The sequence below is a fragment of the Halomicrobium urmianum genome, assembly GCF_020217425.1.
Taxonomy (GTDB): Archaea; Halobacteriota; Halobacteria; order Halobacteriales; family Haloarculaceae; genus Halomicrobium; species Halomicrobium urmianum.
The window spans coordinates 33,341-54,372 of record NZ_CP084093.1 but is presented as its reverse complement, the minus strand read 5'-3'; the positions used below and the strand labels follow the sequence as shown (position 1 = coordinate 54,372).

The window sequence follows — 21,032 nt, the reverse complement described above, 5'->3', positions numbered from 1 at the left end:
CCGGCGTCGGCGTCGACACCGTGCTCGATCCACGACTGGGGGATCGGGTGGAACTCCCAGTCGTCGACCTCGACAGGCCAGGTCACTGCTGCTCACCTCCGTCGGTGACGGGAGCATACTGCCGGTCGGCCCTGTACTCGCTCTGGCAGTCAGCGCAGAGGTCCAGATGATGCTGGTTGATCCGGATCTGGATCTTGTGCTGGTCGGGATCGATATCATCGCCGCAGTCGTCACAAGTGAGGCGGCCACCGTCGGCAGCGACCTCGGGTGATCCCTTTAGCAGCGGATCCTTCTCAGGCTTGTAGGTACGACAGCCGACCCACGGGAGATCGTCGTCTCGACGAGGACATCCCTCGTAGTGACCGTACTCGATAGGCTTGTTGGGCGACTCAGTGCAGCGTGCGAGGCAGCGCGGACAGATGAACTCCGAGTCCTTTCGGACTTCCGTGTGGCCGGTGTCGCCGATAACGGACTCGGAGCTCACGGCCGACACCTCCCTTCGTCGAGAGCAGGACAGCTTTGCTCTCCGTCCTCGATGGTGCTCCCGCAGAACTCACAGATGAGCGGGAGGGGCTGGTCGTGAGACCGGCGAGTCCGGCTCACGCCGACCACCTCCCGAACGCACCGCTCTGGAGTGGCGGAGTACAAGCGGCAAGAAGCGCCGCTTTACTTTTATACGGAGTGGGGTCGGAGGGGTATCGGTATTTCGACTTTCCGTCACTTTCTTGTCGATACGACGAGCCGTTCGACTGCCGGTTGGGGTTAGTCCTGATCATCGGGATCGAACTCCAGTCGGTCGACAAACTCCCGACGACGCTGCTCGAGCCGCTCAACGTCGTCGGCCTTGTCGTAGTAGCGACGGAGCGTATCAGGGTCAGAGTTGACGCGCTCCGCCACGGCCTCGTAGGAGAGGCCACTGTTCAGCTGCCAGGTGATGCTGCCCGTACGCACCTGATGGGGAGATCGGGAGGACGGGCAGCTACTGGCAGTGTTGCGCGCGGTCCAGTCGCAAGACCGCGGATCCTCGTCGTGCGGGCACGGAGCAGCCGCGCACGGAATCGTAGCCTGGTAAACCCAGGTCTGGAGCGTCGACGCCGCCGGGCGTCCCTGGCGACCAGACAGTAGCGGATCGCGACCGTGCTCGTCGCGCTTGTCGTAGCGGACGCCCTCCAGGTAAGCGTCGATCACCTCGCACACGGGGTCCGGAACAGCGACTGGACGCTCGCCGTGCTCCTTCTTTTTCAGCGGCGTCGACGGCAACCGGTGGCGGAACCAGAGGATCTGGTCGTCCGACCGGTAGTCGTCGAGATCGAGCGCTCGGAGGGCACCAAGCCGCGCACCCGTGAACCAGGCCAGTTCCAGTGCGACGTGACGCTCGCTGGCGTACTCAGTCGGCGAATCACGGTAGTGCTGGATTAGCCGGAACGCGCGATCGGCGTCGAGGCGGACGTCGGAGGTCTCCTCGCTCTGCTCCAGCTTCGGGATGTTGACCTTGTAGGGCAACATCTCGTCGACGGCCTCGATGCCGGCGGCGTACTCGAGGAAGACCTTGCACGCCGCCATCTGGCCCTTGATCGTCGTTGGAGCGAGGTCCTGCCCCTGCCGGAACAGCTTGAACTGCTCCAGGTGCCAGCCCGAGAGGTCGCCGACGGTCTCGATCGCCTCCTGGTCCTCGGCCCACTCGACGAACTGGCGAAGGCGGGTCTCGTAGTCGCGGAGCGTCTCGTCCGTGTAGTCGAGCTGCTTCGCGTCGAGGAACATCTCGTAGACCTCGCGGACCGACAGCTCACTCGGATCCTCGACGGGCGCACTCAAGCGCGACCACCTCCGCACTTCGACCACCCGCACTCGGGGCAGAACGGGCAGCCGCCCGACGGGTGGATGTGCTCGCTCCCGCAGTCCGGGCACTCGTTCATAGCAGCACCTTTTCGACGAGGTGGCGGGGGATCCACGTGTCAGCAGGCGAGCGCAGGCGAACGCACTCGTCGTAGATCTCGACGTGAACGTCCTCTGACCGTGTCGGAGTCGACGAGTCCCGGTGGTCGTAGTAGTAAACCGTCGCACCGTCCAGTTCTCGGAGGGGCTGGCGCTCGACGTGACCGCCGTCGGTGGCGATCTCCTCGACACGCTCTGGCTCGACGACGCCAGCGCGCACGTAGATGTCTCGCAGGTGGTCGCGATGCTCGTCGGTGTCGGGGAAGTCTGTCATGGTGAGTAGTCGAAGGCTTACTTCTCCGAGCGCGTGCCCGCAAGGCTCAGCGGTGGCGCGCGCGTCGGCATCGATGCCGTCAACAGCCGCTCCACAAACGGGACATAACCCGTAAGTAATCGATGACTGTGAAGCGGCCTTTCGTGGGGTTTGAAGACCCTGGAGTTCTATATTTCGCATCGTTGTAGTCGCGATCAACGCGGCGCCCGTGCTGCCACACGGGCGTCGACTCTTTTCCGCAACGACGCCCCGAGGAGCTCCGCGTCGATCGTAGTGACCCAATCATGGTTCATTGGATATAAATATTGGGCTATCTTTGGACCAAATAGAACCATTATATCAGGATCATGAATGCTATCGAAGACGCTTTTGACTGGCTTTTTGGCCAAGACAGTATGGGCCGTCTCCGGGCAGACTGGATGACTGGGAGTGACGATCGTATTCTGGAGTTCCTCGAAGACACGGGGGCCGGCCACAGTCTGCGCGGGATTGAGAACAACTTCGCGGAGAGGGGCCAGTCCATCTCCTACACTACTCTCAAGAGAAGAATCCCCAAGTTGGAGGAAGCTGGCTTGATCTATGAGATCGAAGGAGAGGGATCTTACTATGCGATTACTGAGAAAGGAGAGGACTATCTCCGCGAGGAGGAGGATCTCCGCGACGAACCCGAGCCTCACGTCTGACTGTCTTCGGATCACGCGGAACCCCTCCCGTCGAGATCGCTGTCGTAGGGGCCAGCGGGCGTGTGGAGCTCGACGTCGTCGCGCTCGTAGAGCCGACCAGTCTTCTGATCTCGGAGTTCGTCGAACGAGGCATCCACTTCAGGAATCCGAGCGCAGGCGGCACACCAGAAGTGGTGGTTCGTCGGCTCCCAGTCGTGGTGGCCGTTCGGACAGGTCCACTGCCACCGATCGTAGTCGTCTTCGAGGTTGATGCGCTCCTTCTGGGACATAGACAGGAGCGACCGAGGATAGCCTATGTAAAAGTGGAAATCCTTGTACGCGTAGTGAAAGTGAAAGTGGTAACCAGACTGGCTTTATCTGTAGATATAAGGTAGAAGAGAAACAGATGGGTGGCATGATCAGATCGATCTGGTACAAGCTTCGGGCGATACTACTTGCCCCGTTATGGTTGATCCGCCATTACGCACTCGCGATTCTCGCATTCCTACTGGTGTTCGGTGCAGTTCTGTACTACCTTGGAGGTCTGTAGGGACTGACCGAGAAGGACGTGGTGCGGAAACTAACTTTATAGAATCTGGTCCCCTTCAGGCAATATGGTCGACGTTGAAGGGACTCTCGCGTATGCTGCTGTCTATCTGATTGGATTTATCATAGCACCATATCTGCATGAGGGCAGTCATTGGGCTGTCGGTAAACTCGGGGATACAGGCCCGGAAGTCGACTGGCGGATCGCAAGAGGGCTTGTGCCGCAGGCTGTTCGCCATAAAAGAATAGAGACGATTGACGGCGCGATAATACGGCTTTCTGGTCTGTCTATATTCCTTTGGCTACCCCCATGGATTCTTTCGCTGGGAATCTTAGCTGTAGAGATCAACCCGCTGACGGTTCTGATTGTATTACTACCGTTTCTCGTAGTTTTTGGAATGGCGACAGAGAGTGATGTACTTGCAGTTCGCAGTCCTGAAAAGTATCGAGAACGCTCAATAGACGACGAACTTCCCGCGGATCCCGTGTTTAGTGTTAAAGTAGTGTTTGGCGTTCTACTGGTCAGTATGGTGTACGTGATGCTTCTGCACTAACTGAGTCACCTATCCGTAGTACTGTCCGTCTATCATCCTTCTCGGCCGAGTTTCGTTCCTCAATCTCCGTCTGAACCGCCTATCGGCGCTCACGAGTTAGCTTTGAATGGGGCTTTATGACCGATTTGCCGCCCATATCTGGTAGACCGGCTATCAGAAATGCAACTTGAACCGATGCCAGAAAGCGACGAGTATCGATGCTGGTTGTCGCAGAACGAGCAGGAGGAACTGATCGATCACCTGTCGGAGAAGCCTCAGCGCCAGCTGGCCGTGCGCGGGATGCTCCACGGGCTCCGGTCGGACGAACTCCAGTGGGTACGAACGGACAGCATCCGCCGGCTCGACACGGAGCCCGAGGCGTACAAGCTGCGCGTCCGCGGCGGCAAGACCGGGTACCGCGAGGCGCCGGTCTCGACGAAGATGAAGGAGCAGATGGTGATGCTCAAAAACGCTCGCGGGATCCGGAAGGACGACGAACTGATCCAAGCGACGGGTCGGACCGTTCGCCGCTGGGTCAGTCGGGCCGGCGAGGAGCTGGCAGAGAAGCTCGAGGACGACGACTGGTGCCACGTTTCTCCGCACGATCTCCGGCGCACCTGGGCGACGACGACGTACTACGCACTCGACTCGCACTACGCCGTCGATTGCATCATGCGCTGGGGAGGCTGGTCTGATCGAGACACGTTCGTGAACAACTATCTGGGCCGTGAGACGGACGAACTCGCGGTCGAGATGATGGACGAAGCCAACCTCAGATAGACATGTCCGAGAAAGCACCAAATCTGACGGAGGACAACGACGACGTGCAAGATCCCGAGTGGGAGGTCGGAATCAGAGCGTACGGCCCCGACGACGAGCCCGGCGAAGCTCGCTGGGAACACTACCACCCGCGGGCCTCCGACGAGGAGACAGCCGAAGAGAAGGCCGTCGAGATGGCCAAGCGCGGCATCGACTCTATCATCGGCATCAGCGACTCCTACGAGGTCTATCAAGTCGCTGGCCCGTTCGACGTGGAGGACTCAGCATGAGCTTCAGCGAGCAAGAACTTCGGCGGAAAGAGCGGCTGACGGTCGTACAGGATGGCGAAGAGACCGAGGTCTTCAACTGGGTCAACGTCAACCAGCCGGCGATCGTTCGGGGCCACAACCCGGTCGTGGACACGTACGACGCCCAGATCGGGGCTGGCGATAGCTCGATGCACCCCGACGCGGTGACGCACTGGGTCGCCGAGGAGCTGCGCGACGAGTTCAATATCGATCCGGAGGACCACGACATCGAGGTCATCGACCCGACTGACGAGGAGGTCGGTGTCCTATGACGGGTGCCGACTCAGCACCAAACCGGGACGGTGGTGACCGATGAACGCGAACCAATACGACTGGAACGTCCAGGTCCACCTCGGCGGTGTCACGTTCGAGGGGCCGGGTATGGAAACCAGGGCGGAAGCCGAGGCAATCAAAGGAATCGTCGAAGAGAGTAGCGAGGTTGACGAGGTCGAGGTGTTCCGTCAATGAGCGGCACTGGCTCCACGATCCCCGCCTGTCCGGAGTGCAAACTCGTGCTACAGGAGACGGACGACGGGCTCGCTTGCCCGGAATGTGGCCGTTCATTCCAGCCGGAAATGGACCGTCCCGACTCCGGGCCTTCCCGGACACAGGAGAACGAACAATGAGCTTAGGCAACGACCCGCGGAAAGTCTCGCGAGAAGAACCGGAGCCGAAAGAATGCCGCTACTGCGACGGACGCACCTACGACCCGAAGCGCGTCTGTCCCGACTGTCGCTACGAGGGAGCTGGCCTATGAACCTGATAGAGTACCTCAAAGAGAACAACGACCTCCGCGGCGTCTATCACGTCGACTGCGGCGAGTGCGGCGCTGACGCCCATATCGTCGGGGCGAACCGCTTCAAGGAGAGCCACGACGACGCGACGTTCTGCCCGTACTGCGGCGCGGAGGCGGACGACGAGACGGTCCTACTGATCGACGAGCACGAACAGGCGGAGAAGTTCGACCCGAACTACGAGCCATGAACACTACTCCGAACGCCTACGAACAGGCGAAGGAACGCGCGCGCGACGACCTCGATCGCCAGGAGCTGGCGAACATGGTCTACGACCTCCCGTGCGTTATCGAGCTCCTCGTCGACGGCGAGGACGAGGACTGGCGACCGACGACTATCACGGTCGGGTTCGAGGACGACGCAGGTCGCGGGACCGAGGACGTCGCAACGATCATGCGGCGGGCCGGGTGGGCGTTCTCCGGCGCGACGTTCTCCCCCTACAACCGACTCCGCTTCGAGGAGCGCGAGGGTGGGACCGGTCCCACGCATGAATCGGTTGGTGGTACCGATGAGTGAGCCAAAGCAGACGAAGAATGTCGGCACGATCGCGGAGCCGCCGAGCCCCTCGTCGGTCGACGACCTTGAGCTCGTGCGCGAGCGAGAGAAGGCACCGATCAATGAGTTTCTGGAACAGCGCCATCCGCTCGGCGGTGTCCCCGGCTGGAAAGCGTGCTTCTCCGCTCGGTATCGCGGTAGCATCGTCGCCGTGGTGGTCGTCGGTCGCCCGGTCGCTCGCATGGCGGACGACGGGACGGAGTTGAGCATCACGCGCTACTGTCGCCGCGACGACCGCCCGGCGAACACGGGCTCGTGGCTCATCGCCCGCGCCCGCGATTGGGCTCGCCTGGAGGGCTTCGATACGTTTAGCGCCAATTCAGGCGTCGCCGGGAACTACGGAACAGTCTACGAGGCAGCGGGTTTCGAGTGTACCCAAGTGAGGCAGGCGGACGGTTCCGGCTGGCTCTCCCACGGCGAGGACCGCGACACGTGGGAGGACTACGAGAGGCGGAAATGGGTGTATCAGCTCAGGCCCGACAACACTCCCGTTCCGGACGGTGATAGCGATGAGTAACCCGCCGCGCTGCGGAAACTGCGGTCGCTTCGGCGGCGTTCGCTACGAGTGGCGCGGCCCGTCCTACTGCGAGGTGTTCCACTGCGACAACTGCGGCCCGAAGGGGTACGAGTACGACCCGTGGGCCGAGGCAATCGCCGAGATGGACGACGACGAGATTCACGAGATGCTGGAGGGATCGGCATGACGACCGTACTGGAAAAGGACCTCTACGAGTTTTCGCTCCACGAGCGGACTGTCGAGTGCGAGGAGTGCGGCGCGGAGGTCGAGCAGGACCCGGAGAGCGACGAGATGGAGGAACCGCACTGGCGGCGGGAGGAAAGATACGAACCGTTCAACGACGTGTTTCACGCGCTCTGTGATAGCTGCTACGCGGAGGAAGTGAGCGCGATAATCGAGGGGTCCGAGAACGGCGGAGGGTCGGACGGGGGTGAGCAGTAGTGCCGCCGGACCGGATCGGCGAGCGTGCGCAGTGCGAGTGTGGCTCTCGGACGTGGGTACTCATGGAGAGTGCCAGCGGCGGACTCACCGCCCGGTGCGTCCACTGCGAGCGGATGGGTATCGGCACGTCAGACGACTGGACAGCGGAGGATTTCGTGGAGGTTCCAGAGTATGAACGATAGCACTCCGAAAGCAGACGATCGCGTAGATTCGCTCCACCGGCTACAAGAGAGCGCAGTGTCCCTGAGCATCGCCGGGGTTGTCGCTTCAGCACTTGAGAGGCCGTGGGAAAACAAGGCGGAATATCCGTCTCTGTACCCGGCGTACTCACATAAAGTATCGGAGGGCTGCGAACGATGACCGGAACTATGCCCAAATCAGACGGTGTTAGCCCACCCAACATGGCTGCCGCCACTCGGATAATGACGCTAGCCCTGGTCTTTCACCTCTGGATGGGTGAGATGGGCTACTTCGAGCGGGGTGGTAAGTTGGCTGGGGTAATGATGATCGCCGCGTTGCTGGTAATGATGGCGCCGGCTATTGAGGTAACCGTAAAGCGACTCTGGAGGGTGTTCGAATGACCGGAACAAACAGCGAAGCGGACTGGCTTCAGCGCATCAGGATTGCTTTCCGACTAACACCGGTTGCGTTGATGGTTGCGACGATGTACGTGGTCGCCGTTGCGCCGGTCAGCATCTTCCGAGACGAGGCCGATCGTCCGCTCGACTACCTGGCCGGTGTAGTCGGCATGATGTTCTGGGCGGTGGCTGCGGCGATGCTGCTGGGTGAGATATGACCATCGTGGGCCGCACGCGAATCACCCGGACTGATGCAACGCTGGCGGCCTCGAGGCTAATCACAGCGGAGTTCTCGTGAGACTGTTCTGGATAGTTGCACTTGCTACCAGCTACGGGTGCAGTCCTCGGAGTGGAGATCGTCACCAGCGTCAAAATCGGCCCTGTTCTGGATCCGTCGACGACGATCGTCGTTGACAGCGAGCTCGAAGGAGAACAGTCGGGATCAGCGGGTTCTCTTCGCCGATCAACTCGACCCGGGCGCGCGCGCCCGCGCGGGCAACGCTCACGCGCAAATATAATGGAAAACTGAGTATGGTGTGTGCGTTGCGGGCGCGCTATGCGCTCGCCACTTCGTCTGGAATCTCGACATCGGGATCCTTCGCCAGGACCTTCTTGACCTTCTTCGCCTTTCTGGCGCTCAACTCGTATTCGAATTCGATGAGATCCGGGTCGATGTAGGGCTGCTTGTTTCCTGGGTTGATTGAGATGAAGTCCTGTATTCCAGTGTCCTTGATGTCCGAGACGACGTCTTTCAGACTGTGCGATGAGTCTTCGACATCCCCGTCGTCATCGCTGCTGTCGATCCGGTCGATCTTATGCTGCTTGTCGAGTTCCCTAAACGACTTCCAGAGGTCTGTTCCTTCCAGATCTGGGAACTTGTCCTTCATGTCGGCAGCGGGCCAGGAGCCCGTTTCGTTCCGCTTGTCAATCGACTCTCGACTATATCCGCGAACAGCACCTCGTGATGGGATATAGAACGCGTACTTCGCCCTCCGCTCTTGAAGCATCGTAGGAACAATTTCCCAGTCTTGAAAACCGAGAAAATAGACGTTATTCTTCATCCTGACGTCCAACAGGTCCTTTTCCAGATTCTTCTGATCTGGGTCCATTGCATCCTTCTTATACATCACCCGAGCAGCGTCCATACTGCAAATCGCCGATTCTTCAGGGCGGTTTGACAGCGCCTGCTTGAATTCGTCCCGGCCACCCCAGACGATCGTGTCGAGTACGGATTCTGGCGTAGGCTCGACACCACGTACCTGCTGATATATCCAGATTGATTGGAGGATAAATGTCGACTTACCCATCCCCTCGTCACCGATAATCGGAATGACTGCATCGAAGTCTTCCGTGATTTTGTCTCGATACAACCGTTCGTAGTACCGTCGAGTAGGTTCTAAGGGCTTCATGGTTACATCCTTATGCCGGAGTTACTGACGCGACTATGCTGGAACAGGATAGCGAGGAGCAGGACGTGGCCGACGGCGACGTATCCAACAGCGATGGTCAACAGGAACCACGTCATTCGAACATGTCCTTGACTGATTCGTCGATGGGATCGAGCGCTTCTTCCTGCTTCTCGCTCCGGCCGGCAGCGAGGTAGCCAAGCTCGAGCCCAGCCGTGTTGAGGTCCTGGACGAACTGCTCGAGCCAGTCGGGACACTTGCGATGGAGCTGGACGCGCCGAAGCTCCTCAAGATAACCCCGCTCGACGTCGTCGGCACTACCCTCCCATCGACTGAGAATCTCGTCGTACTCCTTGACCGACTCGCGATCGCGTTCCATATGCTGCTTGAGCAGTATTGCCGGGGCAAGCATCTGGGATCCGGCCCGTGATGCGAGTTCGGCACTGACACGGGCGTCCTCAACGTGCGCTCGCTGAAGTGTGGCCCAGGCGTCGGTCGCGTCTTGTATCGACTCAGCAATCCGCCGACTGACGGATTGGTAGTCACTATATCCCTGCCAGCGCGTGCTCACTCCGCGTTCCTGATCGTCGCTCATGCTACTCATGAGGATGGACTTCGAGGAAGGCCGGGCCGTCGTCAGGGTTCACGAACTCGACGGAGACCTTCGTTCCCTTCTCGTTGGGAAACGGTTCGGGGTCAAGATTTGAGGATATCGTCAACCGCGTGTTGTCCTCGTCGCCGGTAAGTTTGAACGATCCAACAATCTTCCGCTCTGGTCCAGTTTGCTGGCGGCGGTGTGATGTCGCCATATGTCTAATCGTCTAGGAAGCGATTAAAAAACCACCAGCAAAGCATAGCTAATCGGTTAATCGGCAATAGAACACCTATCAATTCCCCGAACTAATTATATGTTAAGACCTCGCTGTGGTGAGTAGGTGGTGACGAAAAATACCCCACATGTTTAACAAACTAAGCAAGCTGACCCCGGACGACGACCGCGCACAGGGTAACCTCACAAGCCTCATCATCGGTGTTCTGATCAGCGCAATCGTCGTCATTCAGGTGTTCATCCCGACCGTCAACGATGCGGTTGCGTCCTCGAACGCAAGCGGGACGACGCAGACGATCCTCGAGCTGCTGCCGCTCTTCGGCGCGCTGCTCGTGATGATCGCGCTGGCCGCACCGCTCATGCGCCGCATCTAACGGGGTCACATCATCATGGCAACGAATGTAGCTCGTGTCGCGATCGTTGCGGTGATAGCCGTCGTTTTAGTGAGTCCATTCATCAGCGTCGTCGACTCGAACGTTGGCGAGCAGAGTGTCGCCAACGAGTCAGTGACGGCTGACGTCGGCAACTACGTCGAACTCGACGGCTACCAGCTGGTCGACGGCTCGGTAACCGTCGAAGCAGAAGATGGGACCTCGTACTCCGAGGGATCGGACTACGAAGTGGACTACGAATCGGGCGAGTTGCAGGCCCTCAGCGGCGGTAACATCTCCGACGGAGAGACGGTCTACACCAGTTACGACTACGAGAGCACCAGCGGAACGACGACGACGATCGCGGGACTGCTCCCGCTGTTCCTCGCACTGCTCATCCTGGTCGTGCTGGCGAGAGCCGTGATGGACCGGATGTAGTCCCCCATCCCCAGAATTCCATGCTTTTAGTACCCGCAGTTACGATAACGCTGGTCGGCTTCGTCGTCTGGGGAGCCGGCTATATCTTCAACCTGAATGGTCTCGCGTCGATCGGTGCCGTGCTGGTCGTGGCAGTCGGCGCGATGGTGATGACTGAAGGCCTCGAGCAGCGCGACGGCAAGGTCGAGGAGCAAGTCGACTCGAACACGACGGAGATCTCGTACCAGACGTCCGAGATCGACTTCATCGGCAGCTTCAGCCTCGGATTCGTCTGGATGCTGCTCGGTGGCGTTTTAGTTATGCGAGGTGTCGATCCAGATGCCTAACAGACAGCCAAACCTCAACGAGACGGCAGACGACGGTCGCCCGCGCGACGGTCTGGACGTGTACGGCAAAGCAATCGACTCGTCGGAGGTCGACGAGTTCCTCGACGATAACAACCTCGGCCTGGGCTACTACGAGGACGGCGAGCGCTGGCAGCAGGTCGAGTCCTACCGCTACGGAATGTTCGGAGCGTCGGCGTTCGGCGACCGCATCATCGACCGTGCGGTGGAGGAAACCAAGCGCAAGCTCGCCCTGGAAGGCGAGGCGTTCTACGACGAGCGAGCAGAGACGCCGCGTGCGATCGAGGGCTGGGAAGATCTCGACGAAGACGACCGCGAGGAGAAGGATCGACGCCGGTTCATCGAGCGCAAGGGCGAGGAGATCTGGAAGGCCCTATCCGACGAACAGCGCCGAGAGGCGCTGGAGACGGCGACGGGCGTCGATCAGCGCTGGACGCCTCCCCACTGGCGAATGGTCGCGGTGCGGCACGAGACGTCGCGATCGCGCGGCGCTCGCCTGCTGGACAACCTGTTCGGGCGCGAGTCGGTAAAGCGGATCATGGACGAAACGGAGGACAAGGGCCGCTCGCTCCTCCGGAGGGATAAGTGATGGCGACCGAAGCAACAGACGGCTCTGACGTCGGTCCTGATCTCCCCGAAGACGTGACGCCAGCCGTCGACGAGGATCCAGACGAGGATCCTGACGTTGTTACACTCGACCCGCCGCGACTCAAGTCTCGGCTGGGGACGTTCGGAAAGGTCTGGAAACAGTACAAGCATCAGAGGAAGCTCCAGAAACTGGCTGGGAAGGGCTACGTACGCTGGTATCTCGTCGAGGACTCGTTCCCGTCGCCGAAGTTCGTCAAGCCCGAGAAGAAGGGCGGCGGCGTCAGGGAACTCGAGCACAACGGCCAGCGCTACCTGTTCCCCAGGGAGGCGTTCCTGCCAGATCGATCGACCGGGATGTGGACCGTCGTCCACAAGTCCGGGGAGCTGGATCCGATCCCACTCCACGACCCGACCGAGTACGCCCTCTCCGCAGACCAGGCCGAAGAGTGGCTCAACATGCGCGTCACGAGCAAGGCTCCGTCCCTGTTCGACCGGATCGACATGGACAAGTCCGACGTGATGACCTACCTCATCGCCGGGATCATCGCGCTGGCAGTCCTCCAGGGGATGTTCGGCGGTGGTCTGCCATGAGCACCAGACGTTCCGAGTACTCCGTAATCCAGAAGCGTGGGCAGTACGGCAAGGAGGAGATCGTCTCGGCGGACAGCCTCGAGGAACTCCGCGAGAAGATCGAGGCCATGGGAGGTGAATCATGGGACTGAGAGAGAAGCTCCGTAACGCTGCCGGTCACGGGCGCGACGCCGCGAGTCGTGCCGGCAACCAGGCACGACGGCAGCTGTCCGATCTCGAACTCAGGCAGATGGCCGCGGAGCTAGACAGTGGCTCGGGAGGTCGGTCTGATCCTCCCGAGGACGAGGCCGAGCGGATGTTCGCCCGTGCGGAAGAGAACGCCTCAACGGCCGCACCGGTCGACGCGACACTGGTCCCTGGACGACCCGAACAGGTCGAGCACCTGGCCGCCGGGAACGGCGGTGACGGTGAAATGGAGTCGTTCGTTCACAGCGACGGGCCGGGATTCGAAGCGACCAGCGATGACAACGACCTGGACATGGAATCGTTCGTCGTCAGCGGGGGCGACGACGATCGCGAGGACAGCGACGACCCGATGACGTTCGACTCACCGTTCTGGGGAGGTGACGAGTGATGGTTGCTGGAGACGAGGACGGTGACGGGATGGTTGACAATCCCGGATTCTTGTCGGGTCATGAAGACGAATCGTCTGAGAGCGGATCTGGCTCGACCAGCAGCGGCCCTGACGATGGCAATGGGTCGACCACCGATAGCAGCCCGGCTCCGTCGCCCTCGCAATCACGTGGAGCACCAATGCCGACTGATCCCATCGACCGATCGACGCAGGACTCGTCTCGGAACGACAGCGTCGGAAACGAGGATAGCGGGGGATCCAACGGCGGTAGCAGCTCGGAACCATCACCCTCACAGTCTCGCGGAGCACCGACGCCGTCCGATCCAGTCGACCGGTCGACACAGGACTCGTCTCGAAACGACCGGAACGGGGACGAGGACAGTGATGAGTCCAGCGGCAGTAGCAGCTCGGAACCATCACCCTCACAGTCTCGCGGAGCACCGACGCCGTCCGATCCGGTCGACCGGTCGACCCAGGAAACGGAGTCCGAAATGGACGATCCGGTGTCTCGCGGACAGCCGTCCCCGTCGGAGTCCAGAGGCGTTCCGGATCAGACGGCCGACCAGTCGTCGCCATCCGCGCCGGAGATCGACCGGGCACGAGAGGCCGAAGATCGACTCCCGGACAGTGATCAGGGGCTGGAAACGTCGGAACCAGACCGATCAGACGTCGGAACCGAGAGTCCGACCGACTATCAAGCCGACGCGGCGGTCACGTACGAAGACACCGACCTCTCAGATAGTCAGGTCCGAAACATCTTCAACCGCGCCCGGGATCAAGCGGATCCGGGCGACGACATCGCACTCGCTGAGACGCCATCCGGCGATATCGCTGCCTACGTCGGTCCAGAGGCAGAGCAAGCCGCAGCGGCCGCACGCGAACAGCGCGCAGCCGAATCGATTACTTCCCAGCTGTCGGAGCGTGGGCTGGAGCGGGGCGACGACTTCGTGCTGGAGGAGACTGACTCCGGGATTCAGGCCGACATAACGCCCCAGTACTACGAAGAACAGGCAATCGAGCAGTCGGACACGCTCCAGTCTCCGGAGGACGTTCGGGTAGTCCAGGAGGGCGACCAACTCAGCGTCGAGGTCACCGAAACCGGGCAGGCCCGCGCAGAGCAAGAGCGCCTCGAGGAACGGGATCAGGCGCGTATCGCGGCGATTCAGGGGCTCCAGAGCCAGACCGACGAGAACCTGACGACTGATGACTTCGACGTCCAGATCGTCGACGGGAACGTCCAGGCTGGGCTCACAGAATCGGGCCAGGAGCGGGTGTTCGGCGAGAATGATCAGCAGTCACCGACGCCCCAGAATCCACAACGCAGCCAGCAGCGCGACCCGGAGCAGCAGATCATCGCGCAGCTGGAAGACGAGACTGGGATGGACGTCACGCGCGAGGACGTGGAGTTCGAACGCGAGGGTGGCCAAGTGACGGGCCGGCTCACGCCAGAAGCTCAACTCGATGCCCAGCAGACCGGTCCCGAGCGCCAGTTCTTCGGGGTCATCGAAGAGGCGACCGGCGTCGAAGGGCAGACAGAGCAGTCGATCGCTCAGACCATCGAGGATGCGTTCTGGATCCCCGGCGAGCCCGTCCGAGAGACGCGACAGGAAGCAGCGAACACGGTCCGCAGTGGGGTCGACTGGGTGACTGACGGGTTCGATACCGTCATCGAGAACGCTGACCAGCAGGCGGAAGACATCACGTCAGACGTGCCGTCTGGAGATCTCGGACGTGCATCCGCGGCTGTCGGCGTGACTGGCGTCGGAACGGGCGTGGGAACCGGAACCGGCGTCGGAACGGGCTTCGGGACTGGGACAGGCCTCGGCACTGGTGTCGGCGGTGCTGGCGGGACCAGCGTCGGTCTGGGCGGCGCGGCGGCTGGTGCCGTCGCCATCCCGGCACTCGCCGCCTACGGAGAGTTCTCCGACGACGGAGAGCTTCAGCCGGGGGACGCCGTCGAAGACCGGACCGAGGTCCAGGTGCCCGACCAGCAGGAGCAGACTGGCGAACTTCAGGTGCCCGAGAACCAGCAGTCAACTGAGCAGGAACTCCCGATCCGAGATCCGACGGTCACCTCTGAGATTGGGATTCCCGATCAGCAGGACCAAACTGATCCGCAGACGATCCAGACAGAACAGATCGTCATCGGCGAAGTCGGTGAACAGACTGGAGACGATGTCGTCGAGATCACGGAAGAGGACCTCGTCGACGATCGCATCTCGGAGCAGCCTGGAAATCGTGCCCCCGGGCAGCGGATCAATCAAGAGCGCGGTTCCGGAATCTCGGACCTCTACAGGCAAGGACAGCAGCGCGAAGTGACTGAGCAAGATGAACCAAGCTTCCAAGAACGAAACCTCCCGTCGCTCGTGGTCCCGGGAGAGAGCGCAGCTGAGCAGTCGTCGCAAGAAGCACAGCAGAGGTCAGATGAAGCGAGCGAACGACAAGTCCAAGAGGCAGATGAGTTAGCGGCTCAGCAGCCCGATATCGGCCAAGGAATCGGTGTCGGACCAGAGACCGGCGTTGGAGAGGGATCGACGGGTAGAGCAGATCCTCTGTCGCGACCCGGCGTCGGATCGCTGCCGCTGTTCAGAGAAGATGCCCGGACCCGCGGTTTAGAAGCTCTCGATACGGCTGCGGTTGCACAGCCTGCTCTGGCACAGCAACTCAGTAATCCGTTCGAGTCTCCTCCTGAGACAGGCCAAGGGTTCCAACAGCCCGATGAGTTCCCGAATCCGAACCAGTTCAGCAACTCCCGGAACCGACGCCGCAGGCCCCGTGATTTCGAATTCAGCGGCGCGGACGGGCCGGACCGGGGTGACGATCCGTGGTCTGCCAGTGGTGGAAGTTCGGGCAACTCGCTCACAACGGGCTGGTTCCAAGAGACGGTCGTCTCGACGGCACTCGGCCCAGATCCCGAGGCGGCCCGCGCCCCCGATCCGGAGACGCTCGAGGGCCAGCCACTCGGTCTCCGGCTGACGGGCGAACTGCCGACGGAGGCACAGGTGACCGGCGACGCGGAGACGCGCGAGGCGATCGCCGACGCCGAGGACCTGTTCACCTTCGGCGGCGACTCGAGCGAAGGAGGGTTCTGGGATGGACGTTTTTGAAGTCCCGTTTGCGCTCCTGACGTTCCTCGGGCTGGTCGCGATCGCGCCGGTCTGGTTCTGGTACATCAACAACTTCCAGACCGTCGATAGCCTGAGCCCGGAGTCAACGTTTCTGGTGAACATTACGTTCCCGCTGCTGGCGTTGCTCTACCTGGCATCGTGGCTCGAGGGTGGTCCGGCATGATGAACGACCGCGCGGCAATCCAACTGACGGATGCCATCCTGGCGTTATTCACGCTCGTCGCAATCCTCGCGATGGCACCGTTCTTCAGCAAGTTCACGTCGATGGCAGCGTCGGAAGCGGATCCGTTCAGCAGCCTGCTCCTCCAGATGACGATCCCGATCCTGCTGATCGGACTGATCCTGTCGATCGGCGCAAGTGCTCGACGAGGAGGGTAACCATGGACGACAGAGCCAGGATCACGGTGCCCGACGTCGCAATGTTCCTCGGCGCGATAGCGATGGTCGGAGCGCTGTATCCAGTTTTCGCGGCCGGCCTCGAGGATAATCTGGGCCAGATGGATCAGGGGACGATCTACCTGTTCCGTCTGATGCTGCCGCTGATGGTCCTGGTCATCTTCGGGCTCATCTTCAGGAAAGCCGCCGCGGGGGGTCGACGATGACGGACGACAGCGCGCCGAGGGCCAGGCTCGGCGTGTACGTCGTGATCGCACTCCTGCTGACGGCCGGCGTCGTCGCTGCGGCGGCCGACTACTGGACTCCGACGCGGAACGTCCCGCTCGGTCACGACGACGGGACGGACGTGATCGTCCAGTGCGAGTGCGAGGTCGACATGAGCAACTTCACGCGCGGGTCGACGATCGTGGTGAACTCCACGGCCGGGAACGCGACCGTCGACGGTGCCGCGGGGACGCGCGCCCGACTCGACAACATCGAGGGGTCGTGGACGACGGTCTCGGAAGTCGACGCCAGCACGGGAGACATCTCGATCAACCCGTCGGACAAGCAGCGCGTGACGGTCGGAGGTGGCCTCGACTCGATCGAGTGGCAACCCGAGAGCGCGACCGAACTGGACGACGGGACTGTCGACTTCCGGTACTCGGCGACCTCGTCGGCGAACGTCTCGATCGGCGGCCTCCCGGGCGACACTGACGTCGCGGCAATCGACGACCAGTCGGACGAGATTCTGGCGACCTCGACGACAAACGCGGACGGACGGGCAACGTTCCAGGGTCTGTCCAGCGGTGACCACGACATCCGGATCCGGAAGACGCCGGAGACGCTGTATATCAGGGACGAGCAGACCAACGAACTGCTTGATAACGTCTCTGCCGAGATTCGGTTCTACGTCGACGATAAGGAGTCGACGGAGGTCGTTGAACGGCAGTCCTCTGATGGGACGGTCAACTTCACCGGCCTGCCGAGCGACGCGCAGTTCGTCGCGCTAGTCGACGCGGATGGATACCTCCCACGACGAGTCTACGTCGAGTCGCTCTACCAGCAGCAGGACATGTTCCTGCTGAACGAGTCGGCCGAATACAACTCGAAGGTCTTCGAGTACAGCGATTACACTGGCCGATTCGGAGCAGACAATACGGCACTCCTCGTCCAGCGAGCGATCAACGGATCGTGGAGGACTGTCCAGGGCGACGTGATCGGATCGACGGGTGAGTACCGCGTCCAACTGGCGAATAACGTCAGGCATCGGCTCGTTGTCCTCAACACGGAGACTGGCGAGCGAATGGTCCTCGGTCCATACACTCCCATTGCGGACGGCGCACAGCAGATTCGGGTCCACGCCGACGGCGAGATCGAGATTCGCGACGTCGGGCCGATCGTCAACAACAAGCCGATGCTCGGGGTCGTCCCGGCGGGCCAGACGGACGTCACGGTCGACGTCCGCGAGCTCGACGAGTCGGTGTCGTCGTTCAACGTGACGGCGATTCGCGAGAACGAGACGAACTCGACGGTACTCGCGAACGACTCGGCGACAGGGGCCGGGAGCCTGACGCTCTCACTTGACCTCAGCAACATGAGCGACAGTACACTCGTGGTCAAGACCCAGTTCGAGATGGACTCCGGCAGAAGCGGGACCAGATACCGGAATTACTCGATCAACCGGCAGTTCGAGAATCCGAACTCGCTACTGAGCGTCGCAGGTGACGTGCCGTCGTTGCTGCCTGCTGGCGACGTGGCGGCGTTCCAGACGATGGTGTCGGTCCTGCTGTCGATCCTGATGGCGGGCGCTGTGGCGACCAACTATCGTCTCTCGTCGGAGTCGATCGGGCTGGTGGTCGTGCTGGTGCTCGCGGCGTTCAGCGTGATCGGCTGGGTACAGTACGGGCTGGTCTTCGCCTCGAGCGTGGCGTGGATCAGCTTCACCGCGCTCAGGAGGGGGATCTAACGATGCGGTTCTCGCACGTGATCCTCACGTACTTCGTGATCGGCGCAATCATGTGGGGTGGCGGTGCGATCATGTGGGACTCGGCTGGTGTCGGGGGCTTCATCATCGACGACCCGACGACCGGCGGCGTAGACGCCAACGAGTCGACCGCGGACGATCTCGAAAATATGGGTGGACCGATCCAGCAGTCGCTTCAGCAGCTGGGTGGTCCACTTCTGGCAGTTTGGAACTTCATCGTCAAATTGATCGGCTACGTGTTCTGGCCGATTACAGTCCTCCAGAGCGCGAACGCACCGCCGCGCGTGACAGTCCTGCTCGGCGGGTCGTTCTCGATGGCGTTCATCGGAGCGACTGTCCGACTGATCCGGGGGAGTGCATGATGAAGAAACGAACCAAGCAGGCGGTGGCGGCCGCGTACGTGGTCGGAGTACTGATGCTGACTGTTGTGGCCCTCACGATGGGTGGAACGGCAGCAGCCGCCAACGACGCGCCATACTACGACAACGAGAGCACTGAGGTCGGAAACGAGACGTGGATGTCGGGCGTCACCGACGGATCGCTCTCGAGCATCCTCGACATGGCGACGAGGGTCGGTCCGTTCATCATCGGGAGCGGGTTCTCAGCCCAGGGCGGCGTCGGCAGTGCCGGCGTACTCCTGACCGGCCTGCTCGTCGGTGGCGTGATGGCGGCGTCCGGGTTCCGTGCAGGTGTCGGGACGGTCGCAGGTGCGGTGATCGCCGTCGTCGCGACGTTCGCGATGTTGACGGTCGGGATCGGCCCGACGTGGGCGTACCCGGTGACGCTATTCGTCGTCGGCGTCGTCGCCGCGACGGTCCTGTTGAGAGCCATCCGCTGACTACCCGCTCCCGATGACCCGGCAAATCGGCGAGGTTGCGGGTCACCCAACGAGACAACTATGACCGACGAAGATCCCAACGAACTGCGACAGCGAGTTCGCGAACAGGAGGAGCGAATCGAGCAGCTGGAGAGCATGGTCAAGCGGATGATGCCGAACCGGCGAGACGTACTGAAGGCCGGCGGAGCGGCGGCAGGCGCTGGTCTGCTCGGCTTCGGGGCTGGAACGGCATCCGGATCGGATACGTCCTCACGTCGTGCCGGAGCGCCGGGCGACGAGGTCGACGTCTACCTCGACGAACTGAAGGATCCCAGCGGGGATGTCGTCGCCGACGTCGACGATACGGGCGCAGTCGAATTCCTGCGACCGGTCAGTGTAGAAGAGATGGCCAACGGATGGTTCTATGCTGGCGCGTACGATGGGTCTGATCCTGACAGTAGATTAGATAACGCGCTATCTGACGCTCCGAGCGAAGGGAGTCTTATCTTTCTTGAGCCGATGGAATATTCTTCTAATCGATCATTCGGTGGTATTACGCTGGTCGGTACAGGGATCAGATATCAAGATTCAACATACGTAACTGGGGATTGGACAGTCTCTGGGCCTGAGACGGCTGTTGAACGGGTCTGGCTGGGCGGCTCAATCACAGTCGATCAGCCTGATTGTTTACTCACTAAGATCCGTGGCAACGGTTCGATAACATTTAGCTCTGGAACCTCGGGTGGTGTGGCGGATACGATAGTGGGGGTGCCAGTGACAGACAACGGATCAAACACCATTGGCACTACCTCATAGTGAGAAATACTGGCCGGCTGTTTCAGTCGAGATAGTCGCGAATCTTTAGCGGGATCACGACGACTCCAGGAAGGAGCGAGGCGAAGATCCAGACGGGAGGATCAGATATCGGTGCGTTCTGGATCTGTCCGATAGAGCCAATCGTCACCTCCTGTAGCGTGGCGTTGTTGCTCGCTCGCCAGCCGGACAGGAATCCAACGACGAGCAGCAGCAAGTGAATGTAGGCGTCGAGGAGATACTCAGAAAGCGAATCCCAGTTCTCCATCATGGCTCGGCGTAGAGAACGCTCTCGGCTGCACAGAACTCGGTAGCGTAGCCGTGTGAGTTGAGCAGCCCCTCGCACATCGTCCGTGTCGACTCTCCGACCCGCTCGTCGGAGACGTCGACGACGATCTCGCAGTCGAGATCGACAGTCCCGGCGAGGACTTCTGGCTCTGCACCCTCGGCTTCGACCTTGACCAGATCCGGGTTGTATCCCCACTCGTCGACCATCGTCGTGACGGTTCGACCGTCGATCGACGTGGTGTCTCGAGCAGTGGTTCCTCGATCGAGACCGAGAGCAGAGGACTCGGGCCATCCGTGGCGAGGTCCATCTCGACAGGTTCGTCCGAGTGCCACGCGAGACGGCCGTCTACGTCCACTCTCTCGCCGACGTTGCGTCGGAGGCAGGTGGCGTTCCGTGGATCCGGTTCCACAGCGAGGATCCGCTCGTGATCGTCCTCGAGGCTGGTGGCAAGCTCGCCGATGAAAGCGCCAACGTCGACGACGTGGTCTCGGTCGCTATCGTGGAACTCGGTCGGAGTGGCACCGAAGTACTTCTCTCGAGTCCGGGTCAGTGGATCCGCGCCGATGTGTGAGAGTCGGAG

The 21,032-nt window shown here is 61.2% G+C and carries 38 protein-coding genes; 29 read left to right on the top strand and 9 right to left on the bottom strand.

The features are described from left to right. Positions 1-82 precede the first annotated feature (82 nt). The 3 genes from LCY71_RS21155 to LCY71_RS21145 form a co-directional block, all read right to left on the bottom strand. Entirely contained in the window at positions 83-484 is a 402-nt protein-coding gene (locus LCY71_RS21155; protein WP_225334238.1) for a hypothetical protein, read from the bottom strand. Between the two features lie 278 nt (positions 485-762). Further along, positions 763-1,815, bottom strand: coding sequence for a tyrosine-type recombinase/integrase (locus LCY71_RS21150; protein ID WP_225334272.1), 1,053 nt, complete (start codon positions 1,813-1,815; stop codon positions 763-765). A 97-nt stretch (positions 1,816-1,912) separates the two neighbouring features. Next, on the bottom strand, positions 1,913-2,209 hold the full coding sequence (locus LCY71_RS21145) for a hypothetical protein (RefSeq protein ID WP_225334271.1): 297 nt from the start codon (positions 2,207-2,209) through the stop codon (positions 1,913-1,915). Positions 2,210-2,556: 347 nt separating this feature from the next. Between LCY71_RS21145 and LCY71_RS21140 the strand changes: the two genes are divergently transcribed. Next, entirely contained in the window at positions 2,557-2,892 is a 336-nt protein-coding gene (locus LCY71_RS21140) for a winged helix-turn-helix domain-containing protein (RefSeq protein ID WP_225334270.1), read from the top strand. 11 nt (positions 2,893-2,903) lie between these two features. Here the strand turns inward: LCY71_RS21140 and LCY71_RS21135 are convergent, their stop codons facing one another. Then, complete coding sequence (locus LCY71_RS21135) at positions 2,904-3,161, bottom strand: hypothetical protein (RefSeq protein WP_225334269.1); 258 nt, start codon at positions 3,159-3,161, stop codon at positions 2,904-2,906. A 324-nt stretch (positions 3,162-3,485) separates the two neighbouring features. On the opposite strand from LCY71_RS21135, the gene LCY71_RS21130 reads away from it, so the two are divergent. From LCY71_RS21130 to LCY71_RS21075, 12 genes are all read left to right on the top strand, one after another. Then, the gene (locus tag LCY71_RS21130) at positions 3,486-3,971 is read left to right on the top strand and encodes a hypothetical protein (protein WP_225334268.1); all 486 of its coding nucleotides are present in this window, start codon (positions 3,486-3,488) and stop codon (positions 3,969-3,971) included. Positions 3,972-4,145: 174 nt separating this feature from the next. Continuing rightward, positions 4,146-4,730: a site-specific integrase gene (locus tag LCY71_RS21125; protein WP_225334267.1), complete on the top strand. Its 585-nt coding sequence runs from the start codon at positions 4,146-4,148 to the stop codon at positions 4,728-4,730. A 2-nt stretch (positions 4,731-4,732) separates the two neighbouring features. Then, entirely contained in the window at positions 4,733-4,999 is a 267-nt protein-coding gene (locus tag LCY71_RS21120) for a hypothetical protein (RefSeq protein WP_225334266.1), read from the top strand. Further along, positions 4,996-5,289 carry a hypothetical protein gene (locus LCY71_RS21115; RefSeq protein WP_225334265.1) on the top strand — a complete coding sequence of 98 codons (294 nt, stop codon included), beginning with the start codon at positions 4,996-4,998 and terminating at the stop codon, positions 5,287-5,289. The genes LCY71_RS21120 and LCY71_RS21115 overlap by 4 nt, the downstream gene beginning before the upstream one ends. Positions 5,290-5,329: 40 nt before the next feature. Continuing rightward, the gene (locus LCY71_RS21110) at positions 5,330-5,485 is read left to right on the top strand and encodes a hypothetical protein (RefSeq protein WP_225334264.1); all 156 of its coding nucleotides are present in this window, start codon (positions 5,330-5,332) and stop codon (positions 5,483-5,485) included. Between the two features lie 285 nt (positions 5,486-5,770). After that, positions 5,771-6,001, top strand: coding sequence for a phage terminase large subunit family protein (locus tag LCY71_RS21105; RefSeq protein ID WP_225336644.1), 231 nt, complete (start codon positions 5,771-5,773; stop codon positions 5,999-6,001). After that, positions 5,998-6,327 carry a hypothetical protein gene (locus LCY71_RS21100; RefSeq protein ID WP_225336643.1) on the top strand — a complete coding sequence of 110 codons (330 nt, stop codon included), beginning with the start codon at positions 5,998-6,000 and terminating at the stop codon, positions 6,325-6,327. Before LCY71_RS21105 ends, LCY71_RS21100 begins: the two co-directional genes overlap by 4 nt. Further along, positions 6,320-6,883, top strand: a complete 564-nt coding sequence (locus LCY71_RS21095; protein ID WP_225336642.1) for an XF1762 family protein — start codon at positions 6,320-6,322, stop codon at positions 6,881-6,883. The genes LCY71_RS21100 and LCY71_RS21095 overlap by 8 nt, the downstream gene beginning before the upstream one ends. Further along, positions 6,876-7,070 carry a hypothetical protein gene (locus tag LCY71_RS21090; RefSeq protein ID WP_225334262.1) on the top strand — a complete coding sequence of 65 codons (195 nt, stop codon included), beginning with the start codon at positions 6,876-6,878 and terminating at the stop codon, positions 7,068-7,070. Before LCY71_RS21095 ends, LCY71_RS21090 begins: the two co-directional genes overlap by 8 nt. After that, the gene (locus LCY71_RS21085) at positions 7,067-7,324 is read left to right on the top strand and encodes a hypothetical protein (protein ID WP_225334261.1); all 258 of its coding nucleotides are present in this window, start codon (positions 7,067-7,069) and stop codon (positions 7,322-7,324) included. The genes LCY71_RS21090 and LCY71_RS21085 overlap by 4 nt, the downstream gene beginning before the upstream one ends. Before the next feature lie 401 nt (positions 7,325-7,725). Next, positions 7,726-7,905: a hypothetical protein gene (locus LCY71_RS21080; protein ID WP_225336641.1), complete on the top strand. Its 180-nt coding sequence runs from the start codon at positions 7,726-7,728 to the stop codon at positions 7,903-7,905. Continuing rightward, positions 7,902-8,120: a hypothetical protein gene (locus tag LCY71_RS21075; protein ID WP_225334260.1), complete on the top strand. Its 219-nt coding sequence runs from the start codon at positions 7,902-7,904 to the stop codon at positions 8,118-8,120. Before LCY71_RS21080 ends, LCY71_RS21075 begins: the two co-directional genes overlap by 4 nt. Positions 8,121-8,456: 336 nt before the next feature. On the opposite strand, the gene LCY71_RS21070 is transcribed toward LCY71_RS21075, so the two are convergent. The 3 genes from LCY71_RS21070 to LCY71_RS21060 form a co-directional block, all read right to left on the bottom strand. Beyond that, positions 8,457-9,311: a hypothetical protein gene (locus LCY71_RS21070; RefSeq protein ID WP_225334259.1), complete on the bottom strand. Its 855-nt coding sequence runs from the start codon at positions 9,309-9,311 to the stop codon at positions 8,457-8,459. Positions 9,312-9,423: 112 nt separating this feature from the next. Then, positions 9,424-9,687, bottom strand: a complete 264-nt coding sequence (locus tag LCY71_RS21065; protein WP_225334258.1) for a hypothetical protein — start codon at positions 9,685-9,687, stop codon at positions 9,424-9,426. 217 nt (positions 9,688-9,904) lie between these two features. Continuing rightward, positions 9,905-10,117 carry a hypothetical protein gene (locus tag LCY71_RS21060; RefSeq protein WP_225334257.1) on the bottom strand — a complete coding sequence of 71 codons (213 nt, stop codon included), beginning with the start codon at positions 10,115-10,117 and terminating at the stop codon, positions 9,905-9,907. A 148-nt stretch (positions 10,118-10,265) separates the two neighbouring features. On the opposite strand from LCY71_RS21060, the gene LCY71_RS21055 reads away from it, so the two are divergent. From LCY71_RS21055 to LCY71_RS20990, 15 genes are all read left to right on the top strand, one after another. Next, entirely contained in the window at positions 10,266-10,511 is a 246-nt protein-coding gene (locus tag LCY71_RS21055; RefSeq protein ID WP_225334256.1) for a hypothetical protein, read from the top strand. Positions 10,512-10,526: 15 nt separating this feature from the next. Then, positions 10,527-10,946 (top strand): hypothetical protein, encoded by a 420-nt coding sequence (locus LCY71_RS21050; protein ID WP_225336640.1) that lies wholly within the window; start codon positions 10,527-10,529, stop codon positions 10,944-10,946. A 20-nt stretch (positions 10,947-10,966) separates the two neighbouring features. After that, positions 10,967-11,272, top strand: a complete 306-nt coding sequence (locus LCY71_RS21045; protein ID WP_225336639.1) for a hypothetical protein — start codon at positions 10,967-10,969, stop codon at positions 11,270-11,272. Next, on the top strand, positions 11,265-11,879 hold the full coding sequence (locus LCY71_RS21040; protein ID WP_225334254.1) for a hypothetical protein: 615 nt from the start codon (positions 11,265-11,267) through the stop codon (positions 11,877-11,879). The genes LCY71_RS21045 and LCY71_RS21040 overlap by 8 nt, the downstream gene beginning before the upstream one ends. Beyond that, complete coding sequence (locus tag LCY71_RS21035; protein WP_225334253.1) at positions 11,879-12,469, top strand: hypothetical protein; 591 nt, start codon at positions 11,879-11,881, stop codon at positions 12,467-12,469. Before LCY71_RS21040 ends, LCY71_RS21035 begins: the two co-directional genes overlap by 1 nt. Next, positions 12,466-12,600 carry a hypothetical protein gene (locus LCY71_RS21560; RefSeq protein WP_263654210.1) on the top strand — a complete coding sequence of 45 codons (135 nt, stop codon included), beginning with the start codon at positions 12,466-12,468 and terminating at the stop codon, positions 12,598-12,600. Before LCY71_RS21035 ends, LCY71_RS21560 begins: the two co-directional genes overlap by 4 nt. Then, positions 12,591-13,043, top strand: coding sequence for a hypothetical protein (locus LCY71_RS21030; protein WP_225334252.1), 453 nt, complete (start codon positions 12,591-12,593; stop codon positions 13,041-13,043). Before LCY71_RS21560 ends, LCY71_RS21030 begins: the two co-directional genes overlap by 10 nt. 491 nt (positions 13,044-13,534) lie before the next feature. After that, positions 13,535-16,150 carry a hypothetical protein gene (locus LCY71_RS21025; RefSeq protein ID WP_225334251.1) on the top strand — a complete coding sequence of 872 codons (2,616 nt, stop codon included), beginning with the start codon at positions 13,535-13,537 and terminating at the stop codon, positions 16,148-16,150. Further along, positions 16,137-16,334, top strand: a complete 198-nt coding sequence (locus tag LCY71_RS21020) for a hypothetical protein (protein WP_225334250.1) — start codon at positions 16,137-16,139, stop codon at positions 16,332-16,334. The genes LCY71_RS21025 and LCY71_RS21020 overlap by 14 nt, the downstream gene beginning before the upstream one ends. Beyond that, the gene (locus LCY71_RS21015) at positions 16,331-16,549 is read left to right on the top strand and encodes a hypothetical protein (RefSeq protein ID WP_225334249.1); all 219 of its coding nucleotides are present in this window, start codon (positions 16,331-16,333) and stop codon (positions 16,547-16,549) included. The genes LCY71_RS21020 and LCY71_RS21015 overlap by 4 nt, the downstream gene beginning before the upstream one ends. Before the next feature lie 2 nt (positions 16,550-16,551). After that, the gene (locus tag LCY71_RS21010) at positions 16,552-16,773 is read left to right on the top strand and encodes a hypothetical protein (RefSeq protein WP_225334248.1); all 222 of its coding nucleotides are present in this window, start codon (positions 16,552-16,554) and stop codon (positions 16,771-16,773) included. Further along, positions 16,770-18,515: a hypothetical protein gene (locus LCY71_RS21005; protein ID WP_225334247.1), complete on the top strand. Its 1,746-nt coding sequence runs from the start codon at positions 16,770-16,772 to the stop codon at positions 18,513-18,515. The genes LCY71_RS21010 and LCY71_RS21005 overlap by 4 nt, the downstream gene beginning before the upstream one ends. Positions 18,516-18,517: 2 nt before the next feature. Further along, on the top strand, positions 18,518-18,895 hold the full coding sequence (locus LCY71_RS21000) for a hypothetical protein (RefSeq protein ID WP_225334246.1): 378 nt from the start codon (positions 18,518-18,520) through the stop codon (positions 18,893-18,895). Next, on the top strand, positions 18,892-19,371 hold the full coding sequence (locus LCY71_RS20995) for a hypothetical protein (protein WP_225334245.1): 480 nt from the start codon (positions 18,892-18,894) through the stop codon (positions 19,369-19,371). The genes LCY71_RS21000 and LCY71_RS20995 overlap by 4 nt, the downstream gene beginning before the upstream one ends. 60 nt (positions 19,372-19,431) lie before the next feature. Next, complete coding sequence (locus tag LCY71_RS20990; protein ID WP_225334244.1) at positions 19,432-20,166, top strand: twin-arginine translocation signal domain-containing protein; 735 nt, start codon at positions 19,432-19,434, stop codon at positions 20,164-20,166. A gap of 22 nt (positions 20,167-20,188) precedes the next feature. On the opposite strand, the gene LCY71_RS20985 is transcribed toward LCY71_RS20990, so the two are convergent. Continuing rightward, positions 20,189-20,434, bottom strand: a complete 246-nt coding sequence (locus LCY71_RS20985; RefSeq protein WP_225334243.1) for a hypothetical protein — start codon at positions 20,432-20,434, stop codon at positions 20,189-20,191. Then, positions 20,431-20,658: a hypothetical protein gene (locus LCY71_RS20980; protein WP_225334242.1), complete on the bottom strand. Its 228-nt coding sequence runs from the start codon at positions 20,656-20,658 to the stop codon at positions 20,431-20,433. Before LCY71_RS20980 ends, LCY71_RS20985 begins: the two co-directional genes overlap by 4 nt. A gap of 119 nt (positions 20,659-20,777) precedes the next feature. Here LCY71_RS20980 and LCY71_RS20975 point away from each other — a divergent pair, with 119 nt between their 5' ends. Next, on the top strand, positions 20,778-21,023 hold the full coding sequence (locus LCY71_RS20975) for a hypothetical protein (protein ID WP_225334241.1): 246 nt from the start codon (positions 20,778-20,780) through the stop codon (positions 21,021-21,023). The last annotated feature ends 9 nt before the right edge of the window (positions 21,024-21,032 follow it).